This window comes from Candidatus Sodalis endolongispinus (genome assembly GCF_018777395.1).
Classification (GTDB): domain Bacteria; phylum Pseudomonadota; class Gammaproteobacteria; order Enterobacterales; family Enterobacteriaceae; genus Sodalis_B; species Sodalis_B endolongispinus.
Genome location: NZ_JAFJYC010000001.1, coordinates 122,899 through 142,774 on the forward strand (window position 1 = coordinate 122,899; position 19,876 = coordinate 142,774).

General features: G+C 54.7%; 28 protein-coding genes and 4 pseudogenes. 25 read left to right on the forward strand and 7 right to left on the reverse strand.

Features of this window, described 5'->3' with window-relative positions:
- Positions 1 to 130: 130 nt before the first annotated feature.
- The 5 genes from JZM24_RS00605 (at position 131) to JZM24_RS00625 (ending at position 1,655) form a co-directional block, all read left to right on the forward strand.
- Complete coding sequence (locus JZM24_RS00605) at positions 131 to 490, forward strand: putative holin (RefSeq protein WP_215669943.1); 360 nt, start codon at positions 131 to 133, stop codon at positions 488 to 490.
- A complete protein-coding gene (locus JZM24_RS00610; RefSeq protein WP_215668225.1) occupies positions 490 to 765 on the forward strand; it encodes a phage holin family protein in 276 nt (91 codons plus the stop codon). Before JZM24_RS00605 ends, JZM24_RS00610 begins: the two co-directional genes overlap by 1 nt.
- Before the next feature lie 188 nt (positions 766 to 953).
- Positions 954 to 1,109 (forward strand): hypothetical protein, encoded by a 156-nt coding sequence (locus tag JZM24_RS00615; protein ID WP_215668226.1) that lies wholly within the window; start codon positions 954 to 956, stop codon positions 1,107 to 1,109.
- A 77-nt stretch (positions 1,110 to 1,186) separates the two neighbouring features.
- Positions 1,187 to 1,510 (forward strand): DUF4406 domain-containing protein, encoded by a 324-nt coding sequence (locus JZM24_RS00620; protein WP_215668227.1) that lies wholly within the window; start codon positions 1,187 to 1,189, stop codon positions 1,508 to 1,510.
- Positions 1,503 to 1,655, forward strand: coding sequence for a hypothetical protein (locus tag JZM24_RS00625; protein WP_215668228.1), 153 nt, complete (start codon positions 1,503 to 1,505; stop codon positions 1,653 to 1,655). The genes JZM24_RS00620 and JZM24_RS00625 overlap by 8 nt, the downstream gene beginning before the upstream one ends.
- A gap of 155 nt (positions 1,656 to 1,810) precedes the next feature.
- Here JZM24_RS00625 and JZM24_RS00630 read toward each other — a convergent pair whose 3' ends face one another.
- Positions 1,811 to 2,161 carry a helix-turn-helix domain-containing protein gene (locus JZM24_RS00630; RefSeq protein ID WP_215668229.1) on the reverse strand — a complete coding sequence of 117 codons (351 nt, stop codon included), beginning with the start codon at positions 2,159 to 2,161 and terminating at the stop codon, positions 1,811 to 1,813.
- A gap of 135 nt (positions 2,162 to 2,296) precedes the next feature.
- Here JZM24_RS00630 and JZM24_RS00635 point away from each other — a divergent pair.
- A pseudogene (locus JZM24_RS00635) lies at positions 2,297 to 3,207 on the forward strand (Rpn family recombination-promoting nuclease/putative transposase).
- A 1-nt stretch (position 3,208) separates the two neighbouring features.
- Here the strand turns inward: JZM24_RS00635 and JZM24_RS00640 are convergent.
- From JZM24_RS00640 to JZM24_RS00665, 6 genes and pseudogenes are all read right to left on the reverse strand, one after another.
- On the reverse strand, positions 3,209 to 3,346 hold the full coding sequence (locus JZM24_RS00640; protein ID WP_215668230.1) for a hypothetical protein: 138 nt from the start codon (positions 3,344 to 3,346) through the stop codon (positions 3,209 to 3,211).
- Between the two features lie 104 nt (positions 3,347 to 3,450).
- Positions 3,451 to 3,831, reverse strand: a complete 381-nt coding sequence (locus JZM24_RS00645) for a hypothetical protein (protein WP_215668231.1) — start codon at positions 3,829 to 3,831, stop codon at positions 3,451 to 3,453.
- Positions 3,828 to 4,130, reverse strand: a complete 303-nt coding sequence (locus JZM24_RS00650) for a hypothetical protein (protein WP_215668232.1) — start codon at positions 4,128 to 4,130, stop codon at positions 3,828 to 3,830. The genes JZM24_RS00645 and JZM24_RS00650 overlap by 4 nt, the downstream gene beginning before the upstream one ends.
- 20 nt (positions 4,131 to 4,150) lie before the next feature.
- Positions 4,151 to 4,621, reverse strand: coding sequence for a hypothetical protein (locus JZM24_RS00655; protein WP_215668233.1), 471 nt, complete (start codon positions 4,619 to 4,621; stop codon positions 4,151 to 4,153).
- Between the two features lie 885 nt (positions 4,622 to 5,506).
- On the reverse strand, positions 5,507 to 6,538 hold the full coding sequence (locus tag JZM24_RS00660; RefSeq protein WP_246579830.1) for a phage portal protein: 1,032 nt from the start codon (positions 6,536 to 6,538) through the stop codon (positions 5,507 to 5,509).
- A gap of 1 nt (position 6,539) precedes the next feature.
- Positions 6,540 to 8,310: pseudogene (locus JZM24_RS00665) on the reverse strand (terminase large subunit domain-containing protein).
- A gap of 187 nt (positions 8,311 to 8,497) precedes the next feature.
- On the opposite strand from JZM24_RS00665, the gene JZM24_RS00670 reads away from it, so the two are divergent.
- The 19 genes and pseudogenes from JZM24_RS00670 (at position 8,498) to JZM24_RS00755 (ending at position 19,875) form a co-directional block, all read left to right on the forward strand.
- Positions 8,498 to 9,292, forward strand: coding sequence for a GPO family capsid scaffolding protein (locus JZM24_RS00670; RefSeq protein WP_215668235.1), 795 nt, complete (start codon positions 8,498 to 8,500; stop codon positions 9,290 to 9,292).
- Between the two features lie 32 nt (positions 9,293 to 9,324).
- Positions 9,325 to 10,367: pseudogene (locus JZM24_RS00675) on the forward strand (phage major capsid protein, P2 family).
- Between the two features lie 6 nt (positions 10,368 to 10,373).
- Entirely contained in the window at positions 10,374 to 10,787 is a 414-nt protein-coding gene (gpM, locus tag JZM24_RS18170; RefSeq protein ID WP_246579831.1) for a phage terminase small subunit, read from the forward strand.
- Positions 10,780 to 11,022 carry a phage terminase small subunit gene (locus tag JZM24_RS18175; RefSeq protein ID WP_246579832.1) on the forward strand — a complete coding sequence of 81 codons (243 nt, stop codon included), beginning with the start codon at positions 10,780 to 10,782 and terminating at the stop codon, positions 11,020 to 11,022. Before gpM ends, JZM24_RS18175 begins: the two co-directional genes overlap by 8 nt.
- Before the next feature lie 108 nt (positions 11,023 to 11,130).
- Positions 11,131 to 11,583: a head completion/stabilization protein gene (locus JZM24_RS00685; RefSeq protein WP_312884988.1), complete on the forward strand. Its 453-nt coding sequence runs from the start codon at positions 11,131 to 11,133 to the stop codon at positions 11,581 to 11,583.
- On the forward strand, positions 11,583 to 11,786 hold the full coding sequence (locus tag JZM24_RS00690; protein WP_215668236.1) for a tail protein X: 204 nt from the start codon (positions 11,583 to 11,585) through the stop codon (positions 11,784 to 11,786). Before JZM24_RS00685 ends, JZM24_RS00690 begins: the two co-directional genes overlap by 1 nt.
- Positions 11,787 to 11,846: 60 nt before the next feature.
- Positions 11,847 to 12,191, forward strand: coding sequence for a phage holin, lambda family (locus JZM24_RS00695; protein WP_246579834.1), 345 nt, complete (start codon positions 11,847 to 11,849; stop codon positions 12,189 to 12,191).
- The gene (locus JZM24_RS00700; protein WP_215669946.1) at positions 12,191 to 12,634 is read left to right on the forward strand and encodes a lysozyme; all 444 of its coding nucleotides are present in this window, start codon (positions 12,191 to 12,193) and stop codon (positions 12,632 to 12,634) included. The genes JZM24_RS00695 and JZM24_RS00700 overlap by 1 nt, the downstream gene beginning before the upstream one ends.
- A 158-nt stretch (positions 12,635 to 12,792) precedes the next feature.
- On the forward strand, positions 12,793 to 14,040 hold the full coding sequence (locus JZM24_RS00705; RefSeq protein WP_215668237.1) for a DUF3472 domain-containing protein: 1,248 nt from the start codon (positions 12,793 to 12,795) through the stop codon (positions 14,038 to 14,040).
- 51 nt (positions 14,041 to 14,091) lie between these two features.
- Positions 14,092 to 14,478 (forward strand): DUF2570 family protein, encoded by a 387-nt coding sequence (locus JZM24_RS18180; RefSeq protein ID WP_246579835.1) that lies wholly within the window; start codon positions 14,092 to 14,094, stop codon positions 14,476 to 14,478.
- On the forward strand, positions 14,372 to 14,623 hold the full coding sequence (gene lysC, locus JZM24_RS00715) for an Rz1-like lysis system protein LysC (protein ID WP_215668239.1): 252 nt from the start codon (positions 14,372 to 14,374) through the stop codon (positions 14,621 to 14,623). The genes JZM24_RS18180 and lysC overlap by 107 nt, the downstream gene beginning before the upstream one ends.
- 143 nt (positions 14,624 to 14,766) lie before the next feature.
- Positions 14,767 to 15,234, forward strand: coding sequence for a phage tail protein (locus JZM24_RS00720; protein WP_215668240.1), 468 nt, complete (start codon positions 14,767 to 14,769; stop codon positions 15,232 to 15,234).
- On the forward strand, positions 15,222 to 15,677 hold the full coding sequence (locus JZM24_RS00725) for a phage virion morphogenesis protein (RefSeq protein ID WP_312884854.1): 456 nt from the start codon (positions 15,222 to 15,224) through the stop codon (positions 15,675 to 15,677). Before JZM24_RS00720 ends, JZM24_RS00725 begins: the two co-directional genes overlap by 13 nt.
- A gap of 70 nt (positions 15,678 to 15,747) precedes the next feature.
- Complete coding sequence (locus JZM24_RS00730) at positions 15,748 to 16,386, forward strand: phage baseplate assembly protein V (RefSeq protein ID WP_215668241.1); 639 nt, start codon at positions 15,748 to 15,750, stop codon at positions 16,384 to 16,386.
- Positions 16,383 to 16,724 carry a GPW/gp25 family protein gene (locus tag JZM24_RS00735; protein WP_215668242.1) on the forward strand — a complete coding sequence of 114 codons (342 nt, stop codon included), beginning with the start codon at positions 16,383 to 16,385 and terminating at the stop codon, positions 16,722 to 16,724. Before JZM24_RS00730 ends, JZM24_RS00735 begins: the two co-directional genes overlap by 4 nt.
- A 5-nt stretch (positions 16,725 to 16,729) precedes the next feature.
- Positions 16,730 to 17,638: a baseplate assembly protein gene (locus JZM24_RS00740; protein WP_215669948.1), complete on the forward strand. Its 909-nt coding sequence runs from the start codon at positions 16,730 to 16,732 to the stop codon at positions 17,636 to 17,638.
- Positions 17,631 to 18,248: pseudogene (locus JZM24_RS00745) on the forward strand (phage tail protein I). Before JZM24_RS00740 ends, JZM24_RS00745 begins: the two are co-directional and overlap by 8 nt.
- Positions 18,245 to 19,480, forward strand: coding sequence for a phage tail protein (locus JZM24_RS00750; protein ID WP_215668243.1), 1,236 nt, complete (start codon positions 18,245 to 18,247; stop codon positions 19,478 to 19,480). Before JZM24_RS00745 ends, JZM24_RS00750 begins: the two are co-directional and overlap by 4 nt.
- Positions 19,477 to 19,875: a tail fiber assembly protein gene (locus JZM24_RS00755; protein ID WP_215668244.1), complete on the forward strand. Its 399-nt coding sequence runs from the start codon at positions 19,477 to 19,479 to the stop codon at positions 19,873 to 19,875. The genes JZM24_RS00750 and JZM24_RS00755 overlap by 4 nt, the downstream gene beginning before the upstream one ends.
- Position 19,876: the final 1 nt, after the last annotated feature.

Here is a 19,876-nt window from a genome sequence, read left to right on the forward strand (position 1 = left end):
TAGTGTTTGTCAGTCAATGCCAGAATGGATAGTAGGTCGGTAACTATTTCGTCTGAAAAAGCGAAGTTATTTAAAACAGCTCGTGAAGAGCGAACATTAATAATAAGGAGTCATTCCAATGTCTTAGCCGATAACGGGCAGCGACTTTGCCTCCGTACTCGCAACGGGTGTAACGTTGATAAGCGTGTTCGGGCCGCAGAACGGGCCCACCGTTATCGGCGCTTTCGCCGGCGCGGCAATTTTTGTGGCATCAGCAGGTGATTTTGGTCTGCTGTGGCGACTGTTTCTCGGCAGTTTGTCTTTTGCCGTTGGTCAGGTTGCCGCACCCTTCACTACCAGTTTGTTGGATTCATTTCTGCCGGCCGGCACGGCAATTGATTTACCGATTGGAGCACTGGTCGCTTCGGCCGCAGCAGTGCGTATTTTAATGGGGCTATGCAGTAAAGACGGCCTCTCTCTATTTTCACGATTTCGTGGAGGACGGCAGTAATGAGCCAGCAAGTGATGCTTCACGCGAATGCCTTTATTTGCGCGGCGGCCTGCCTGCGGCTGATGACCTATCGCCGGAGGGAGGCTGAATTTAACCGGTTTATGGCTTTTGTTGCATGGTTGCTCACCGTGGCAATGGGGGCGGTGGCTATTCGGGTCGTCATGGGCGGCTATGCCTATATTTACTGGTCGGAATTGATGATTAATGCCGTGCTTTGCAGCATGCTTTATCGCGCGCAGGGTAACGTTGGCCATTTGTTCAAAACCACTAAATAGAGGCAAGTCCTGTCACTAACTGTACGGGTGATCCGGGGCCGCCAACCTCAGATTGGCGCACAACGCCACCCTTACCGCCATCCGAGGCGGCCTTAAATACCCGAATTGGGAAAATTTATCGCTATGCAGCAGAAAAAGGCCTGGTTCTGAGTCCTGGTGACGCCCGGTCTTTGGCTGAAGGTAAGGTGATGAAAATTGACGGTCAGCGTTATTGCGCCCTTGCAACCGGCGTATTGCTTGCCCGTGCGCCCAGCGCTGCCGAAAAAGCCAAAACATTGATGCAGCGCGTCGCGCAGCTATGCAAACGGAAGGTGACATCAGGTTTGCATAATCTCGCCGACTAACATGACCGCCGCGCGACATGATGAAAAAATAGGCAAATAAAATAGATAGATAAACAATGAATATTCAAGATACTGGCATGCAAACAAAGGTGATATACATTGCCGGCCCCATGACCGGAAAACCCGATTTCAACCGGGCAGCTTTTTCCCTCGCCGCTGTTCGGCTATCCGCTCAGGGCGCTATTCCACTCAATCCCGCCATACTGCCGGATGGTTTGTACCAGGCCGATTACATGCGTATCTGCCTGGCAATGCTGCAATGCGCCGACGGAATTTACCTGCTGGACGGCTGGCAGGACAGCGTTGGCGCCTGTGCTGAAGTTGCCTTGGCTAAAAAGTTGGGGCTGACCTTACGCTTTCAGGCAACGCAGGCGGCCATGAGGGGGCGACCCGATGCATGATATTATCGATATTGCCAGCGAACGCGAAGCGTTGTTCCGTGAACACGCGATTGCTGAAGCAAGACGGCGTTACCGTCCGATGCCGATCACTGGCCGCTGCTACCATTGTGAAGAGAAGGCGCCTGGTAATTTTTGCTGCCCGTAATGCCGGGAAGATTGGGGGAAGCACCAGTATGCCGAACGACAGCGAGTTCGCGACGCATAAAAAAAGCTGACCGGATAGTCAGCATCATGGGCAAATGTTTAATTTGACCTGGCGTTGGAGGGATAACTGATGATCGGTATTACCTGTGATGATGTTCATCCCTGTAACGTTTTTTTAAGCTTTTGTACCTGTTCAGGACTAAGCTCCTCAAGTTTTCTGGCAAAAAACAGAAAGACTTCTTTGGTCTGCTCATTCACCTTTATGAGATTAATTTTTATTGATGGTTGAGAAAGGTCTGCTAATTTTTTAAATTCCTCCAGCGCCTCACCCTTAATTTTAAAGTGGTTGGCAATACTTTCAATAAAGGGTGCGGGGGCTGCGCGCTTACCCCGTTCGATTGCGGATACATAGGCAGCGCTTACGCCCAGACAGTCGGCCACATCCCTAAGGTTCATGTCGTGATCTATTCTTAGTTTTCTAAGATATTTTCCCAGATTGCTCACCATGCTCTCTTCTCTCTGTATTCATCCGGTATACATAGAAGCATGATACAAAAAATCAACAAACAGGGTTATTTTTATGCATAAAAATCAGGCGTAAAGTCGATGGCTGTTGCTTTTGGATGCCGCTATACTGCGGCCATGCCAAAAACACCTTCACATCACGATGCACTGTTCAGAAAATTCCTCGGTAATATCGAGGTTGCCAGGGATTTTCTTGCTATCCATCTGCCGTCTCATCTTCGGGAGCGTTGCGATTTTACTACCCTTTCAATGGAGTCTGGTTCGTTTATCGAAGATGACCTGCGCACGCAGTGTTCCGATATGCTCTACTTCGTGCAGACCCCTGTGGGGAAAGGGTATCTCTACCTGCTCATTGAGCACCAGAGCCGACCAGAGAAGCTGATGGCATTCCGGCTGCTAAAGTACGCCGTCGCCGCCATGCAGCGGCATATAGAACAGGACAATGACACCTTGCCGGTCGTCATTCCCTTGCTCTTTTACCATGGCTGTACCTCACCTTACCCCTACACGACCCGCTGGCTGGATTGCTTTGCCGATCCTGAGCTGGCAGAATCAGTCTACAGGCAAGCTTTCCCGCTGGTTGATATTACCGCCATGCCGGATAATGCGATCGTCACCCACCAACGCGTCGCCTTGCTGGAGCTTGTCATGAAGCATATTCGCACGCGGGATATGCTTGAGTTGGCCGAAGAGATTGCACGACTGCCGAATCAGTGGACGCTGCCGCAAGCGCAGTTTCGTAGTCTGATGTACTATATTGTTGGTCGAGGCGAAACATCAGACGCCAAACAGTTTTTGCATACCATAGCGGCACAGACACAGGATTATCGGGAGGATGTTATGACGATTGCAGAACAGCTACGGCAGGAAGGCGAGCAAAGAGGCATTCAGCTTGGCGTACAAAAAGGCCGACAGGAAACCCGTATCCAGATCGCCCGCTTCTTGCTAATGGTGTCGATCGCGCCGTTGTCAGGTTGTCCACCGGCTTGACCGATAGCGAGCTGGATAACCTGCCCGCGCCGCAATAATTTAACAGTCGGTTAACGTTCCCTGATCTTCAGCGGTCAGGGCGTGGAGTTTTTCGCATCCCGCGCAGACCTTGCCGGTATTTTTCACCACCTGGATCGCCCGATCATCCCATAGCTGTGACATCTCGCTGTCTTTCATATTCGTCACTGCTAACGCCGGTAACCCCTGCGTGTGCAGCAGCCAGCGCTACGCATAAGCTGCCATCAGCCACTGATTTTTATTGTATTATATGAGCATGAAAGCTATTCAGAGAGACTTTTCTCTATCATCGATAGGAAACGTTTTGCTACTTCAAGACTCACTTCGGCCAGATTTTTATCATATATGAGTAAATCAAGGTTGTAGTCAGCTTCATTTCTTCGTGAGCGCTCCTGTTTTAAAATACGTCCCATTAGCCTTCTCGTTTTTGCTGGCATTTTTTCAGCATCGTTGCTTTGGCTATTGTTTAAATAGTTAATGAGATTTTTATGGTGGTTGAACGATACTTTTGGCAAATGCCTGACAGAATGTCGGGAAATATGGTAGAGACCATAGTAGCATCGAGACGTAACGTTTCTCATTGATGCCTCACTGTTGTCCTCAAAGCTCACTAATGCTGAATGAATGAAATCTACACCATTCATGCAATGTACTCCGATTCTGTTTTATGCTTTCTGATGTGCTCAAAGCGCGTGGTCATCTCCGGACTGTCTAACCTAGCGTCTTTTGATATAAGCTCGGCTATATGGAAATTCATGTCAATGATTTTAGCTGTGTCCGTTTTGACCTCAACGATATAGTCTCCCCCCATGAATGGGGTAATTTCACGGCCATTAACCAGAACGCCGAACTCTTCAACAACGTGTTCAGCGGCGGATGCAATGAGAGCAAATCGCTCTTCTGTTGCTCCTGTGATGTTATATGTCTCTCTCAGTGCGTTCATTTGGTTACCCACTGTTACCATTAAATTTTTTTAGACAGCTTTATAGCCTTGTTGAAAAATAATTCAGCATTTTTTATATCGCCTCGACTATGGTATGTCATCGCGGCTTCTAGGCTAAATCCCCGAACTGCTGTCTCCTTTGCAGCCCTGATCGAAACGTCACCTCTGCGCTTTAACCATCCCATCTGGCCACACAAAAACAAATAATTTACAATTTCATGGTAATTATTGGTATTACAACAAATTTCCATACAAATTATTGCCTTTGTTTTTTCTCCATAGGCTGCATGCACGTAACCCTCCGCACTCATGGCGCTTCCATGATCTGGAATTGATCTGGCTTCACGAAGAAGGCGATGGTAGTTTAGCTGATCAAGTCTCTCCACGCTCTTCAGGTGGGGGGTGATGAGCTGCAGTATTTCATTAGCTTTATTTGTCGGCTTGGGGCGATGTATTGACATAAATGGAACTTTAGCAAGTAGACTGAGCATAGCCTAGCATCTTGGCCAGCGTGCCGTCCAGGTCGAAGCCTGTCCATCCCATACATACACAAATTCTCCTAAAGCCCGTACATTCTGCCTTGCCCTGACCGCCGCCAGCGTAAGCAAAATGCCTGCTAATTCATAAAAATGAATAACATAACGGCTATTCACTGTCATCCCAACATTGCTAAAACCCCATCAGAGCGCCTGTATGGGTCATAGCGAGGCGTCGCGCTGCTGAAGGGGATTTCTCGTCCTGAAAACGAACGCGTCACAGAATGGCTTTCATGCGCCAGGGCGCAAGGTTGATTTTGCCTCCCTGACCCCTTTGCGCGCAGTCCCCCCGCCCCGCGCCTCCGCGCTGTTCACTTAATTATTCACTTTTTATGCACCGAAAAATCACCTTCAACCCTTATCCGGCGGGGTTTTCAGGGCAGTTTCTTACTGCACAAAATTGTGCAAATTTGTGCACCCTGGTTGTGCAGGCTCAATTCCAGCATGATGCTGTCACCACCGGTTTAAATCTGATCCATCCTGCTAATTAAACCACTATTCTTTTACGAGGAAGATAACAAAAATAATCTTGGATATTTGAAAACCATAAGACAGTTCGACAAGTGGTCATAATCGCATCCATATGCGCGATCTCTACATCGAAAAAAACGCCAAGCAGTGAGCTGACGCGGTTTCCGGGGCTATGCCAGTCAGAAGTTCGCTTCGCTCACGTATCGGCGCGCAGAAGCTTCAGAGCGCGTTTATAAGTACTTTTCGCGCCTCGCATGCCTTCGGCATAATGGCGTATTAATAACCACTGATTTTAACAAAAAAGCCTATTTTACTTAGCAGGGTGGATCACTTTTCAAGTGGTAGTGACATGATGCCTTCCCCTAGCGCTTATCCAGCCTCATTATCCAGCAGCTCATAGGGCTTAAATCGCACCACCTCTTCGCCCACCCAATCGTTAATTTCGCTCAGACGTTGCTGGAGAGGGGCAAGCTCATTGATGGCAAATACCCGTGACGCTTTTTCCACATCACCAAAGCCGCCGGTATTGTTGGGCAAAATCCCCATCAGCTGCGGCGGGATGCGCTGCGCGGCCAGCTGATCATCCCGGCTGGTATTTTTGATGTGCATAAACTCATCCTTTGCCGCCACCTCGGCCAGCGGGATAAGCTGCAACCCGTCTTTTTTGCCGGTCGGCGCATACATAAACAGGTTGCGGAAGTTGCCTGGGCCTTTCGATTCTTTCATTGCCTTGCGCAGGGCGTCGATATCGTCCTGACTCTGCGCCGTATCGTTCATGTACAGGATGAATCCGGCATGGCTGCCATTGAGGTAGTACTTGCGGCGAAACAGCGTCGCCGCTTCATTCAGCCACACCGAGTTCAGGGCGGACAGGTACTCCTGCACGCCATAAATCTCCTGGTTGATATCCGGATCCAGCAGATGAAAGACCGCGCCTGACGCAAACGGAAGGGGTGTCTGAGGTTGGGCGAAATACCAATAGGTGCCCGGATCAACCCCCACGCGGGTATACTTGGCCGGGCTGGGGGTGAGTGTCATCACCTCACCCAGCCGGTTCACCCGGCTTTCAAGAAAGGCGTTGCCAAACACCATAAAATCGAGCGCAAAGCGGCTAAAATTCTGCTTGGACAGCAGGCGATGGGGTTGAAACAGGCTCACCAGGACATTACGTTTCATATAGATAGGTGAGCTGTGATGCACCGCTGTGCGGAAAGTCTTTGCCAGCCCGTTAAAGGACACCGGCGGCGCATACCAGCGATCGACGATGGCACACTCCAGATAATCGAGCATTTCACGCCGATCCATCATGGGGAGCGGATCATCAAAGGTAAACACCTCGGCACGTGGCGCGCCAGTGCGCGGTTGCGGGCCTTTTTTTGGCCCCTTGCGGAATTTGCGCATCTTAAAATATCTCCATAAAGCCGGCGTTGGTGCCGGTTGTCCCTTCGAGGGGTTCATTTAACAAGGCATGCATCACCGCCCAGGCCACGTCGCCGTGGTTGACGCTTTCGGCGCGGCTGGTGACATAGGTGGCCCGCCGCCCGGAGGCGGTCAGTTGCCGACGGATAGCCATAAACGCCTTGGCGATATCCAGGCATCCGGCATCAAACTCCAGGCGGCCGGCGCGGATGACATCCTTGGCTTTCAGCACCAGATCGGTTTTCATTTCCAGGCTGTAGTTAATGGTGTTGACGGCAGGGAAAAATTGGCAAACCAGCTGCGATACCGCGCGCCCCAGCCCGGTATTGTCAATGCCGATATAGGTCACGTTGTAGCGCTCGGTCAGCCCCTTGATGTTGGCGGCCTGGGCGGTAAAATCCATGCCTTTCCACTGGTGGCGCTCCAGCACCCGAAACGGGCCGCCCGGCACACGCGGCGGCATCACCACCGCACAGCCGGCGCTGTCGCCGTGCTCGGAGCTGGCCGGATCGTAGCCTATCCAGACTTCGCGATCGGCGGCCGTCCGCCGGGCAAAGGGTTTCACATCCGTCCAGCGCACCCAACTGTCCACCATGCAGCGCTCCATTTCCGCTAGGGAGAAGGTGGCTGTGGCATCATCGATAAAGTGGCACAGATAGAGGTTGGCAAAATCCTCATCGCTGTTTTCCGCGCGCAGATCGTCGAGACTAAACCGATCGAAGCCCCCGCGCACGGCATCCTCTGCGGTGACAATCTCTCTGAACTGTTTATCTTCACACAGCACGCCACCGGCCAGCCGCTGATGGCTGACATCGATGTCTTTCTGCCGGGTGGCCGCTTTCCCCTTGTTAAACAGCGTGCCGTTCCAGAAGGCATAAGCCTCATGGGTCACACTTGACGGGGTGGAGAAATAGGTTGACCGGTAACGCTGTTGTGAGGCCATGCCGGACGCCGCCCGTCGCAGCTTGCGAAAGCCGGGGATCCAGAAATATTCGTCCAGATAGAGATTACCGGGCCTCCCTTGTGTGGTATTGGCGTTGGTGCCCAAAAAAGTGTAGCTCCGCACCGTTGGGCAGGATAATCACCTCGCCTTTCAGCGCGACATCCACTTCCTGGGCAAACGCCACAATATAGTTCTTAAACTGATGCGCCTGCGCTTTGGACGCCGAGACAAACATCTGGTTGCGCCCGGTATCCAGTGCGTTAATCAGCGCTTCGCGGGCAAAATATAACGTCGCCCCAATCTGGCGCGATTTGAGTAAATTGCGAATGCGAAATTCATTGGAGAGGCCCGCCTGATACCACCTGCGTTGGTACTCATAGAGCGAGTTCAGAAAAAGCGCCTTAAGCTGCGCATGCTGCTCAGGCGTGAACGCATTGCGCAGTGGTTTTTTGCGCGGGCCACGGTTACGGTTTTCTACATTGGGGTTCAGATCGGCTTCATTGCCGCCGGCGTTATATTTGCCAATCCGCGCATGACGCTCTGCCTGACGCGCCAGCAGGTCGATTTCCTTAAAGTCACGGCCCGCCTTGTCTGGTTTCATGATGAGCTGGTTATAACGGGCTGCGGTGATCGCCTGCATCTGTGCCAAAGGGGGGTAGTCATCCCATTTATCTCTTCGTTTCCAGCTGTATACGGTAAACAGGTTTTCCCCTACCCGTTCAGCAATGCTGGCCATCTTCATTCCCTGCCAGTAGAGGTGCATCGCTTGACGGCGGTGATCTTGCTCTCTGTGGTTAATATCGTCTGTCATCGCCTGTCCAGAATCGGAATTACCTGACTGCAAGGCTATCTTGCACGGCCGGACAACACGCCCGTCGCACCCTGTGTCCACCACCACACAAGAGCGGCACATTGTTCCTGTGCGCCCGCCACGCCAACATGGGGAAAACACCCGGCCGCGAGCGGCCCACCTTATCGAGATCCTTGGGACGTCATCCATGAAATCACAGTTTTTCCGCGTCGCTGTTGAAGGGGCGACCAGCGACGGACGCACCATTGAGCGCCAGCATATTCAGGAAATGGCGGACGCGTTCGATCCGGCTTTCCGACCGGCCCGCGACAATCTGGAGCATGTCACCAGTCTGCTTCCAGACAGCCTGTTTAAATCGCAAGGGGATGTACTGGCCCTGAAAGCCGAGGAAATTGCCGACGGGCCGCTCAAGGGCAAGCTGGCGCTGCTGGCCCAGATTGACGCCACCGACGACATGGTGGCGCTGAACCAGCGGCGGCAGAAGATTTACACCAGTATTGAGTACTACAAAAAGTTTGCTGACACCGGCAAGGCTTACCTGACCGGCATCGCCTTTACTGACAACCCGGCTTCGCTCGGCAGTGAAATGATGATGTTCAGTGCGCAACACCTGGCGGACAGAGGCCTCTTCTTCGGCGCCTGCGAGGAAACCCACCTGGCCTTCGAGGCGCCGGCGGTCGACAAGCCACGTCTGTTTACCCACATCGCCGCCCTGTTTGGCAAGAAGCCCCCCTCCGATGATCAGCGTTTCGACGACGTGCATCAGGCCGTGACCCTTATGGCGGAGCATCAGCAGGGGCTGGACGCCCGGCTGGGAGAATTCTCGGCGCTGCAGGAGGCCATGGCGGCACTGCAAGCCCGTCAGGGGGCAACAGAAAACACACTGGACGCCTTGACCGCCCGTCTTGGCAACACTGACCGCTCCCCAACGCGACGCGAACCGGCCACCGGCGGCAAAGGCGTGACGTTAACCGACTGCTGACAGACGCAACGGCAGATGAAAGGAAAACCCGAATGAATCCGAATACACGCAGCCAATACAAGGCGTTTTTACAGCAGGTCGCGCACCTGAATCATCTTGACGCCGAAGATGTGGTCACCCGTTTTACCGTTGACCCGTCGGTCAGCCAGACGCTGGAGTCCAAAATCCAGGACAGCAGTGATTTCCTGAAAAAATCAATATCGTGTCGGTCGATGAGCAGAGCGGACAGAAGATTGGTCTGGGAGTCGATCGCCCGATTGCCAGCACCACCGACACCGATACCAAAGAGCGTGAACCCCTCGACCACAGCAGTCTGGATGAGGTGGGCTATGTCTGCACCCAGACCAACTTTGATACCGCACTGAAATACGCCAAGCTGGATGCGTGGGCCAAGTTCCCGGATTTCCATACCCGTATCCGCAACCAGATTGTGAAACGCCAGGCGCTGGATCGCATCATGATCGGCTGGAACGGCACCTCGCGCGCCAAAACCTCCGATTTCAAGGTCAACACGCTGTTGCAGGACGTGAATATTGGTTTTCTGGAAAAAATTCGCAAAGGCGCCGCGACCCAGGTGATGAATAAAATTGTCTCCTCCACCGGTAGCGTGGTGTCCGAGAAGATCCGTGTCGGTGTCAAGGGGGATTATAAAAACCTGGATGCGCTGGTAATGAACGCCACAGATGAGCATATCGCCACCTGGTTCCAGGACGATACCGAGCTGGTCGCCATTTGCGGTCGCTCGCTGCTGGCGGATAAATATTTCCCGCTGGTTAACCAGGTGCAGCCCAACAGCGAAATGCTGGCGGCTGACCTGATTATCAGCCAGAAGCGACTTGGCGGCCTGCAAGCAATACGGGTGCCGTTCTTCCCTGATAACACCATTTTGATCACCCGCCTGGATAACCTGTCCATCTACTGGCAGGACGGCACCCGCCGCCGCCACCTGATGGATAACCCGAAGCGGGATCGCATCGAAAACTTTGAGTCGATCAACGAGGCGTATGTGGTCGAGGATTATCAGTGCACTGCGCTGATTGAAAATATCCAGATCCTCGAGCCGGAAGCGGGGTAAGGGGCGATGAACAACCCTGCCCGCCATCACCGCGCCTTTGTGGCCGCCCAGTTGGCGGCCTCACAGGATGAAAGCGCGCAAATGAGCCATCTGGGCCATTACGAGCTGCTGCTGTTCAAGCTGAAGCAGGATTTGGACCGGCTGCATCACGTCGAATCCCGCCGCCGCAAGGCGCAGCTCAAGCGCGAGATGTTGCCCACCTATCAGCCGTGGGTCGCCGGCGTGCTGGCAAGCGGCACCGGGGCGCAGGACGCGGTACTGATGCGGATGCTGGTCTGGCTGCTGGACGTGGGCGACATCACCGCGGCATTAGATATCGGCGACTATGCCCTGCGCCACGGCCTGCTGGCCCCGAACGGCTTCGAGCGCGCCACACCCTGCCTTATCGCGGAAGAGGTCACCGCCAGCGCCCATGAATGACGGCCAGCCGCTCGATACTGAGCAGCTCTTGCGCGCCCGCTCATTGCTGGCCGGGCAGGATATGCCGGACAAGGTGAAGGCCCGTTTGCTAAAAGTAGTGGGCCTCGCGCTACGCCAGGACGGGGAAGACGAGCAGGCCCTGGATTGTTTCAGGCAGGCGCTGGCCCAGGATGAGACCTGTGGCGTGAAAACCGAGATTAAGCAGCTGGAAAAGCAGCTCGCTTCCAGCCATTAACCGAATCGCCCCCGGCGAGGGCGGCACGGGGTGCCGAGATGAGCCAGTGGCTCTGCCAACGCGCACCGTCCACCGCCCCTTTTTTTAAGGAGTCGTAGGGAGATTGCCATTGCCCCGGTCAATAAGGCCCAGGAGCCGCCTGTCGCCAATACGGCGTTCTGGCCGACCATCGACCTGGAGCAGTACCGCGCGTCGATGCGACAGGACGGTACCCTGACCCCGGCCCGTGTGCGGGAGGCGGCGCTGAACGCCATGCATGAGGTCAATGCCCGGCTGGCCGTCTGGCGTCAGGCACAGGAAAGCGCCGGCTATTTGGCGCTGGACGCGGTACCCGCTGACCTGCTCGACGGCGAAAGCATTCACGTCCAGCGCTATCGCCGTGCGGTGTTCTGCCTGATGCGGGCCAGCCTCACTGAGCGCTTTCGCAGCATTGAGGCCACCGGCACCGGCCAACGTCGCGCCGAGACGCTGGACAGCACCGTTGATGATTTACGCCGCGACGCCAGCTGGGCCATTAACGATATCCAGGGCCGGCCGCGCATGACCATTGCGCTTATCTGATGAAAATACACGCCGGGCAGCACGACACCGTGGACGCGCTATGCCAGCGTTACTACGGCCGCACTCAGGGCGTCACCGAGTGGGTCTTGCAGCATAATCCGGGGCTGGCGGAGGTCGGCCCCTTTTTACCTCACGGTTACCCGGTAGCGTTGCCAGACCAGGTAGGCGAGGCACCGCTACAGACGGTGCAATTGTGGGATTAACACCGATGGAAACAGACACCACGGCCACCTGCCCTGGCCCTTTTTTTCTTATGAACGCAGATGATGAAAATGCCTGAGAAAACACCGGGATTCTGGATAGCCGTGCTGGCCTGGCTGCAGGGGTATCAGACTGACCTGGGCTATGCCATCCTCGCCGCCCTGTTTTCGTTTTTACGCAACGCCTGGGCGAAATATCCCTGGAGTCGCCGGTTACTGGATGCGATGTCATGCAGTGCGCTGGCGTTTTTTGCAAAACCGCTGTTGATGCTGGTAGAGCATGTTCTCGGCTGGTCGCTCCCCGCCGAGGCCCCGCAGGCCCTGGCCATTTATATCGGCTACGTTGGCACCGACTATATCCGCGAGCGCATAAAGGCGTTTACCCGGCGTAAGAATCAGGAGTCATGATGAATATCAGTCAGAATGGCGTCGCGCGGATAAAGGCGTTCGAGGGGCTTAAACTTACCGCCTATCAATGCAGCGCAGACAAATGGACTATCGGCTACGGGCATACGAACGGCGTCAAGGCAGAGGAGGTTATCACCCTCGAACAGGCAGACGCTTTTTTGCGTGACGATATTGACGCGGTGGTTGAACGGCTAAATGCCTTGATAACCGTGCCAGTGTCGCAGAATCAGTTCGATGCATTGTGCTCACTGGCGTTCAACATCGGCATTGAGGCATTCGCCACCTCGACGCTGCTTAAAAAGCTCAATGAGGGCGATTACCCCGGCGCAGCGGCAGAGTTTCCCAAATGGTGCCGTGCGACCGTCAAGGGCAAAAAAGAGTCGTTGTCGGGTTTGATTGAGCGCAGGCAGGAAGAGAAAGCGCTGTTTGAGTCAAGAGAGTAAATGAATTGACTCGTACCTGTGACGAGATACGGCCCAGGAAGTCTATTGGTGCCAACGTCTCTAAAGGGAGAATCAGTCAGTGGGTGGTGGAGCGAGAGCTTTGCCAAAATAGTCTGTAATATTACTAAAGGTGATAAAAATGAAAAAACACAAACTTCATGTCAGAATTTCCTTATAATTTAACCCCTTCATCTGGGCATTATGTTAATTCCGTATTTCACTCAACATATACAGAGCTAATTTACACGGAACAATATATCACTTCTGAGGGCGATGCTGAAAACATATACTGGTCTACATGTAATTTTTATTTCGGAAAACGAGGCGGATACGCAGGGCTTCAGCATAAAAAGGATTCTGTGATAGAGGGAGTCCCCTTTGTTTATAATAATATTTTTTCTGTTTGGGATGAAAAAGAAACCCAGCCAGGAGAGCCAACAGAAGTAAAATTAGAGTATGCATGCCCTGGATTATATTCAAATCGCTTTGGTGGAGAAGGTACAGGCTTGCATACGTCACATCCGATGCCCTGGAAAACCAATCAGTGGTATGCAACAGCAATCAGACGTTGGTATATACAAGGGGAAGATGTTACTCATGCAGGGATGTTTATGTATTCCTATGAAACTAAAAAATGGACACATTATTCATCCGTAATAATCCCAGAAAAAGACATTCTTATCACAGACGGAACTATTTGTGGTTTTCTTGAACGTTTTGGGGGTAATGCTCTTGGATATCACGGTATTTATGGCCAGCATTTTAAAATGCATCCAGATGGTTCCTGGGAAAAGCCTTTGTATTATAAAGCATCAGCGGGTGGTTCGCCGAGAACGTGGAATGCTGAGTCTGTAAACAGCAACACCAATATTAATCTTATTGCTGGCGGTGATTTTGAAAATGACAAAGAAGAAAAAGAATTTAAAATCAATCAATTCGATGATGCACCGAAGCCGACAAAAGCACCTGGAATAGATGCATTTTCTGCGGAACTTTTATGTGACATATTGAAAGTTAGTTGTACTGTTGATGATGGTTTATCGCCACAATTGTCTTACACTATTGAAGTGAGAGAGGAAAAAGTTAACGGCGCTATTGTTGCACAGGAATCAAAAATTATTCCACATCAAAGATTGGCATATATTAAACTTCCACAAAATTTGATGTCTGGAAAATACTTTGTGACATTGAAAATTACAAGCATCTTTAATGATGACTCAGATGTAAAATGTAGCTCCTTTGAAGTCAATAATTCAATCTATCCGGTATGGGATAAGAGCACTACATATCAACATGGCGATAGAGTAACCTGGGATAATTCCGACTGGGAAGCAAAATGGTGGAATGTTGGACAGGAGCCTCAAGTTACCACTCCTTCATGGGCTTCTCCATGGTTAAAGATGTAAGAGTAAAGTAAAGTTATTTAACTATTTATTGCTAGAGGAGCAAGAGGCTTTATGTTTGCGAAAAGGCTTCTTGCTACCGCAATATTCGCCACAATAGTTGCTCTCGCTATCGTGGCTAGACTACAGTACGTCGAAATCACCCGCCTAAAGCAGGCGAATCAATCGATGGTCGCCGAGCGTGACGCCGCGCGTGCACAATTTACCCACTATGAGCAGGCGGTCGCGCTGTTCAACCAGATAGCCGGAGCGACACAGGATGCGCATCAGCACGCCGTGCAGGACTTTCAGTCCCGTATCATCCCGATACGCGAGGCCATTACGCCTGAGCACTGTGCTCGTCTGCCTGTGCCTGCTGACGCTGTTAACCGGCTGCGGGCGCACGCAGACAAGATACCTGTTCATCCCGCCCACGCCGATACCGGCCACGTTGCTCGATGATTGCACACCGCCGGTTATCCAGGCGCATATGACCTGGGGCGACAGTGTGATACTCAACGAGCAACTGCTGTTGGCGCTGGAGATGTGTAATCAAGACAGAGCCGCACTGAGACAAATTGAGGCCCAAAACCATGACGAAGCATGAAAAACAGCAACTCACTACCCTCTGCTGTTATCTGAATGACGCCACGGTCTGGCACGGCGTGGCGGCTGCCACAAAAGCCCACGCAGGACTTCACATTTTACTGGCAGAGACGCAAAATCCGCCCCCCTTAACGAGAAAAGCCTGTGCTAAAACCTGATTCGTTTCGCGCGGCATTAACCGCCGCTGTACCCTATGTTGCGCAAAACCCAGACTGCCTGCATATTTTTATTGACGAAGTGGCGATTGTCAGCACGCTGGCGCCGTCCCTCTCGTTTGAATACCAGTACACCCTGAACCTGGTTATTACCGATTATGCCAGCAGCGCCGACCCGCTGGTTGTGGCTATCTTGCACTGGTTGCGCACCCATCAGCCGGATATCATGGCGAACCCCGATAAACGCGATAAGGGTTTCACCTTTGAGGTGGATTTTCTCGATAACCCGATGCGGGATATCAGTCTCAATCTGCGGCTGACCGAGCGGGTGATTGTGCTCGAAGACGGCGGAACATTAACCGTTAGTCACGTGGATGAACCCGCGCCGCCGCCCTCAGACCTCAGTGAGGTTGAAATCTGGATGGCCGGGCGCAAGGTGGCAGCGTGGCGCAACTAAACGACGTTCAGCCGCTGGAGGATGCCCTGGCGGTCCTGCTGCAACAGCTCGCGCCGCCGGCGCGTCGTACACTGATGCGGGAGATAGCAAAAAACCTGCGTCAGCGGCAGAAAAAGCAGATCCAGGCACAGAAAAACCCGGATGGCTCGCCCTATATTCCCCGTAAACGCCGGGTGCGCGACAAGCGCGGCCGCCTGCGCCGCACGATGTTTGCCCGGCTGCATACCGCACGTTTTATGAAAACCGCCTCAACCCCGGATAGCGCGTCGGTCAGCTTCACGCCTGCCGTCGAGCGCCTGACCAGGGTGCATCACTACGGTTTGCGCGATCGCATCAGCCGACACGGCCCGACGGTACGCTATGCCCGTCGTCAGTTGCTGGGCTTTACCGACGACGCCCGTCACTGGATAGCCGACCTGGCGCTGGCCCACCTCGCCCGCTAGCCGCCTTGTAACGCCCCTGACACAATCCCTACCCCGTGCCGCGCGCGTCCTTCTGCTGCACACTGAGCGCATGAAAACTGCTCTCGCTGACATTAAACGCCTGCTGGCCAACCTGATACGCGCGGGTGTCGTCTCCCACGTGGAAACCGCCACCGGCCGCTGCCGGGTCGCCATCGGCCAGATGGAAACCGACTGGCTTCCCTGGCTGACGCCTCGCGCTGGTCGGGTCCGTGTCTGGTCTGCGCCCTCGCGCGGCGAGCAGGTGACCGTCCTCAGTCCGTGGGGTGATCTGTCCGGCGGTTTTGTGCTGCCGGCGGTCTTTTCCGATATCCACCCAACACCTGCCACCGCACCAGATGCGGTACACCTGACGTTCCCGGATGGCGCGGTAATGGAATACGATCCTGACACCTGCGCACTGACGGCGCGCGGCATCAAAACCGCCCACATTCAGGCCAGCGAATCGGTCGCGGTGACGACCCCTGTTGTCTTGGTGACCGCCAGTGAGCGTATCACGCTCGATACGCCGGAGGTCATCTGCACCCAGCATCTGCGCGCACGTACGCTCAGTATCACTGAGGGCGGCACGATACAAGGCATCTTCACCCACAGCGGCGGTAGCATGACCTCCAACGGCGTGACGCTGGACAACCACCGGCACGGCGGCGTTAAAGGCGGGGGTGACCTGTCTGGGGGGCCGAGCGCATGATGTTGATCGGGATGCACCGTTACACCGGAGAAGCCCTGTCCGATATGGCCCATCTTCGCCAGTCGGTGTCCGATATCCTGCAAACGCCCACCGGTAGCCGCGTTATGCGCCGGGACTACGGCTCGACGCTCTTTGCGCTGATTGACCAGCCGCAGACGCCGGCATTAAGGCTGCAAATCATGGCCGCTATCTACGGCGCGCTGCTGCGCTGGGAAGATCGCCTGACGCTCGCCCAGCTCCGTCTATCCAGCGAGGCCGGCGGAACAATGACGGTTGACCTGGTGGGACAGCGTACCGATACCGCCGCACCGCTCACCCTGAAGCTACCCTTAAGATGATAACCGTGGCCACCATCGATTTAAGCCAGCTCCCCGCGCCCAGCGTCATTGAGTCCCTCGACTTTGAGACGCTGTTTGCCCAACGCAAGGACAGCCTGCTCGCCCTTTATCCATTAGAGCAGCGCGAGGCGCTGCGGCGTGCGTTGCGCTATGAATCCGAGCCGCTGGTCAAGCTGTTGCAGGAAAACACCTACCGCGAGCTGTTGCTGCGTCAACGCATCAATGAGGCCGCCCAGGCGAACATGCTGGGCTACGCCACCGGCACCGACCTCGATCAACTGGGCGCCAACTACATTGTTCAGCGCCTGATTATCACGCCGGCGGATGACACCCGACTTCCGCCAACACCGGCGGTAAAAGAGAGCGATCGGGATTTTCGCCTGCGTATCCAGCAGGCGTTTGAAGGACTGAGCGTCCCCGGCCCGAGCGGCGCTTACCAGTTCCACGGTCGCAGTGCCGATGGCCGTGTCGCGGATATCTCTGTTATCAGTCCGCAGCCCGCCTGCGTGACCATCTCGGTGCTTTCCCGTGAGGGCGACGGCACCGCCAGCCCCGAGCTGATAACGAAAGTCGCCGCGGCCCTGAATGCCGACACCGTGCGCCCGGTTGCCGACAGGGTGACCGTGCAATCCGCGCGCATCGTACCCTATGAGGTGGAGGCGGTCCTCCACCTGTTACCGGGACCGGAAGCCGGCCCCATCCGCCAGGCGGCAGAGCAACGGCTTGACGCCTACGCCCGCGACCAGCACCGGTTGGTGCGGGATATACGGTTGTCCGCCCTCTATGCTGCCCTGCATGTAGAAGGCGTGCGGCGCGTGGTATTAAAACGCCCCGAGGCGGATATCGTGCTGGACGCTACTCAGGCGTCATACTGCCAACGCCATACACTGACCCTTGGGGGTAGCGATGCATGACGGTCGTTTACTGCCAACAGGCTCGACGCCGCTCGAAGTGGCCGCCGCTGCGGCGTGCGCACAGCTGGCACATCTGCCTGTCCCGCTGCGTTAGTTGCTCAACCCGCAGACCTGCCCGGTGAATTTGCTGCCGTATCTGGCGTGGGCCTTTTCCGTTGACCGCTGGGACGAACGCTGGCCGGAGGCGGCCAAGCGTCAGGTGATTGCCAGCAGCCATTTTATTCATCGCCACAAGGGGACTATCAGCGCCTTGCGACGCGGGGTAGAGCCGCTGGGCTACCTGATAGAGGTACGCGAATGATGGCAACTGAACGAAACGCCCGGTACATTTCGCCTGATTATCGGCGTGCTGGAAGGTGGCATTACCGAAGAAATGTACCAGGAGTTGGAGCGCCTGATTGCTGATGCCAAGCCGGTCAGCCGTCATCTTGTCGGGCTGTCCATCAATCTCGACGTTAACGGCCCGCTGCCGGTCGCCGTCGGTAGCTATGACGGCGATATCCTAACAGTTTACGCCTATACCCCTGAAACCCTGAGTGTCACCGCCTCGCTCCCAGGCGCGGCCGGCACGCAAACCGCTGATACCCTGACCGTGAGCATCACATCATGAGCATCAAATTTTTTGGCATCCTGACCCACCAGGGCGCGTCCCGGCTGGCGAACGCCGCCGCATTGGGCACCAAGCTTGACCTGAGCACCATGGCGGTCGGGGATGGTGGCGGCAGCCTGACGTTTCCTGAGCCGACACAGACCGCGCTAAAGGGCGAACGCCGCCGCGCTGCCCTCAACCAATTGAGCATTGACCCGCTTAACGGCAACCAGATCATCGCTGAGCAGGTCATCCCGGAAAATGAGGGTGGATGGTGGATAAGGGAAATTGGGCTGTTTGATAAAGACGGCACCCTGATAGCGCTAGCCAACTGCCCGGAAAGCTACAAACCACAGATGCAGGAAGGCAGCGGGCGCACCCAGACCATCCGCATGATCCTGATCGTCAACAGCACCGAGGAACTGGTGCTGAAGATTGACCCGTCCATCGTGCTGGCGACGCGGAAATATGTGGATGATGGCGTTATCGAGGTGAAAGCGCTCGCTGCACAGATGCTGGCGAAAGACCAGAACGGTGCAGATATTCCCGACCCGACGCGCTTTATCAAAGATCTGGGGTTGCAAGCGCAGTTTTCAGGCCGGGTTCTGCGCATAAAAAAAATCACCCAAAGTCAGGCCTATCAGTGGCCGGACGATGTCGCGGCGATAGACGTCACGATCTGTGGTGCCGGCGGCGGCGGTGGTGCGGGCGCATCGTCGCCCTCAGGGCATGGTTCGGCAGGCTCGGGCGGCGGTGGTGGCGGCCGGGCGCGGTCGTATTATCAACGCGTTAGCATCCCGGCCGCCATTGCTATTGAAATCGGTATAGGCGGTCAAGGAGGAAGTGCCGATGAGCAACAACCCACCGGCGGCGGCCCTTCGCTGTTCGGCGATCTCATGACGGCACGCGGCGGCGCAAATGGGCTGAATGGCCCTGTCTTCCGCAAAGGCAGCGCACCGCTGTTAGTCGGGAATGGCGGCGGCGGTGATGCGTCAGGCGGAAAGCTGTTTTCGAGTCGCGGTGGCTCAGGGGCGCCCGCGCTTTTTCTGGGTGTCAACTATGAGTCCGGGGCGGGCGGCGATTCTGTTTTTTCTTTTGGTTCCCCACCAATCATCGATGACCACACCGTAGAGTGCTTTGCGGGGGTTTATGGCGCGGGCGGCGGCGGAGGGTTCGTCATTGAAAACTCTGCCGGCGCTAACGGCGGAAACGGTGGTGGCGGTGTTTGCCTGATTGTGGAGTATTCAGAATGAGACACTATGCAGTGATTGATAACGGGGTGGTCATTAATGTGGTGGTGGCCGCTGATGACATGGATTTTACCGGCTGGCCCCATGAACGCGTGGATGTTACGGATAATCCCGAACGCGTTACCCTGGGGTACCGCTATGCCGACGGCGTATTTTCCGCGCCGCCAAAGCGCAAGGCAGAGTTCGTCGCTGAAGCGTCAATGAAGAAAGGACTGGTGATAGCCAACGCCCGCTATGAGGTGACGGAATTACGCACGGATTTATTCCTGGGCGACATCAGTGATGTTGACAGGAAACGTCTGATTGCCTGGCGGGATCACCTTCGCAGGCTTGAACGTATTGACGTGCAGGCCGCGCCGGATATTGACTGGCCGACACCACCGGATGAGGAAGCATAAC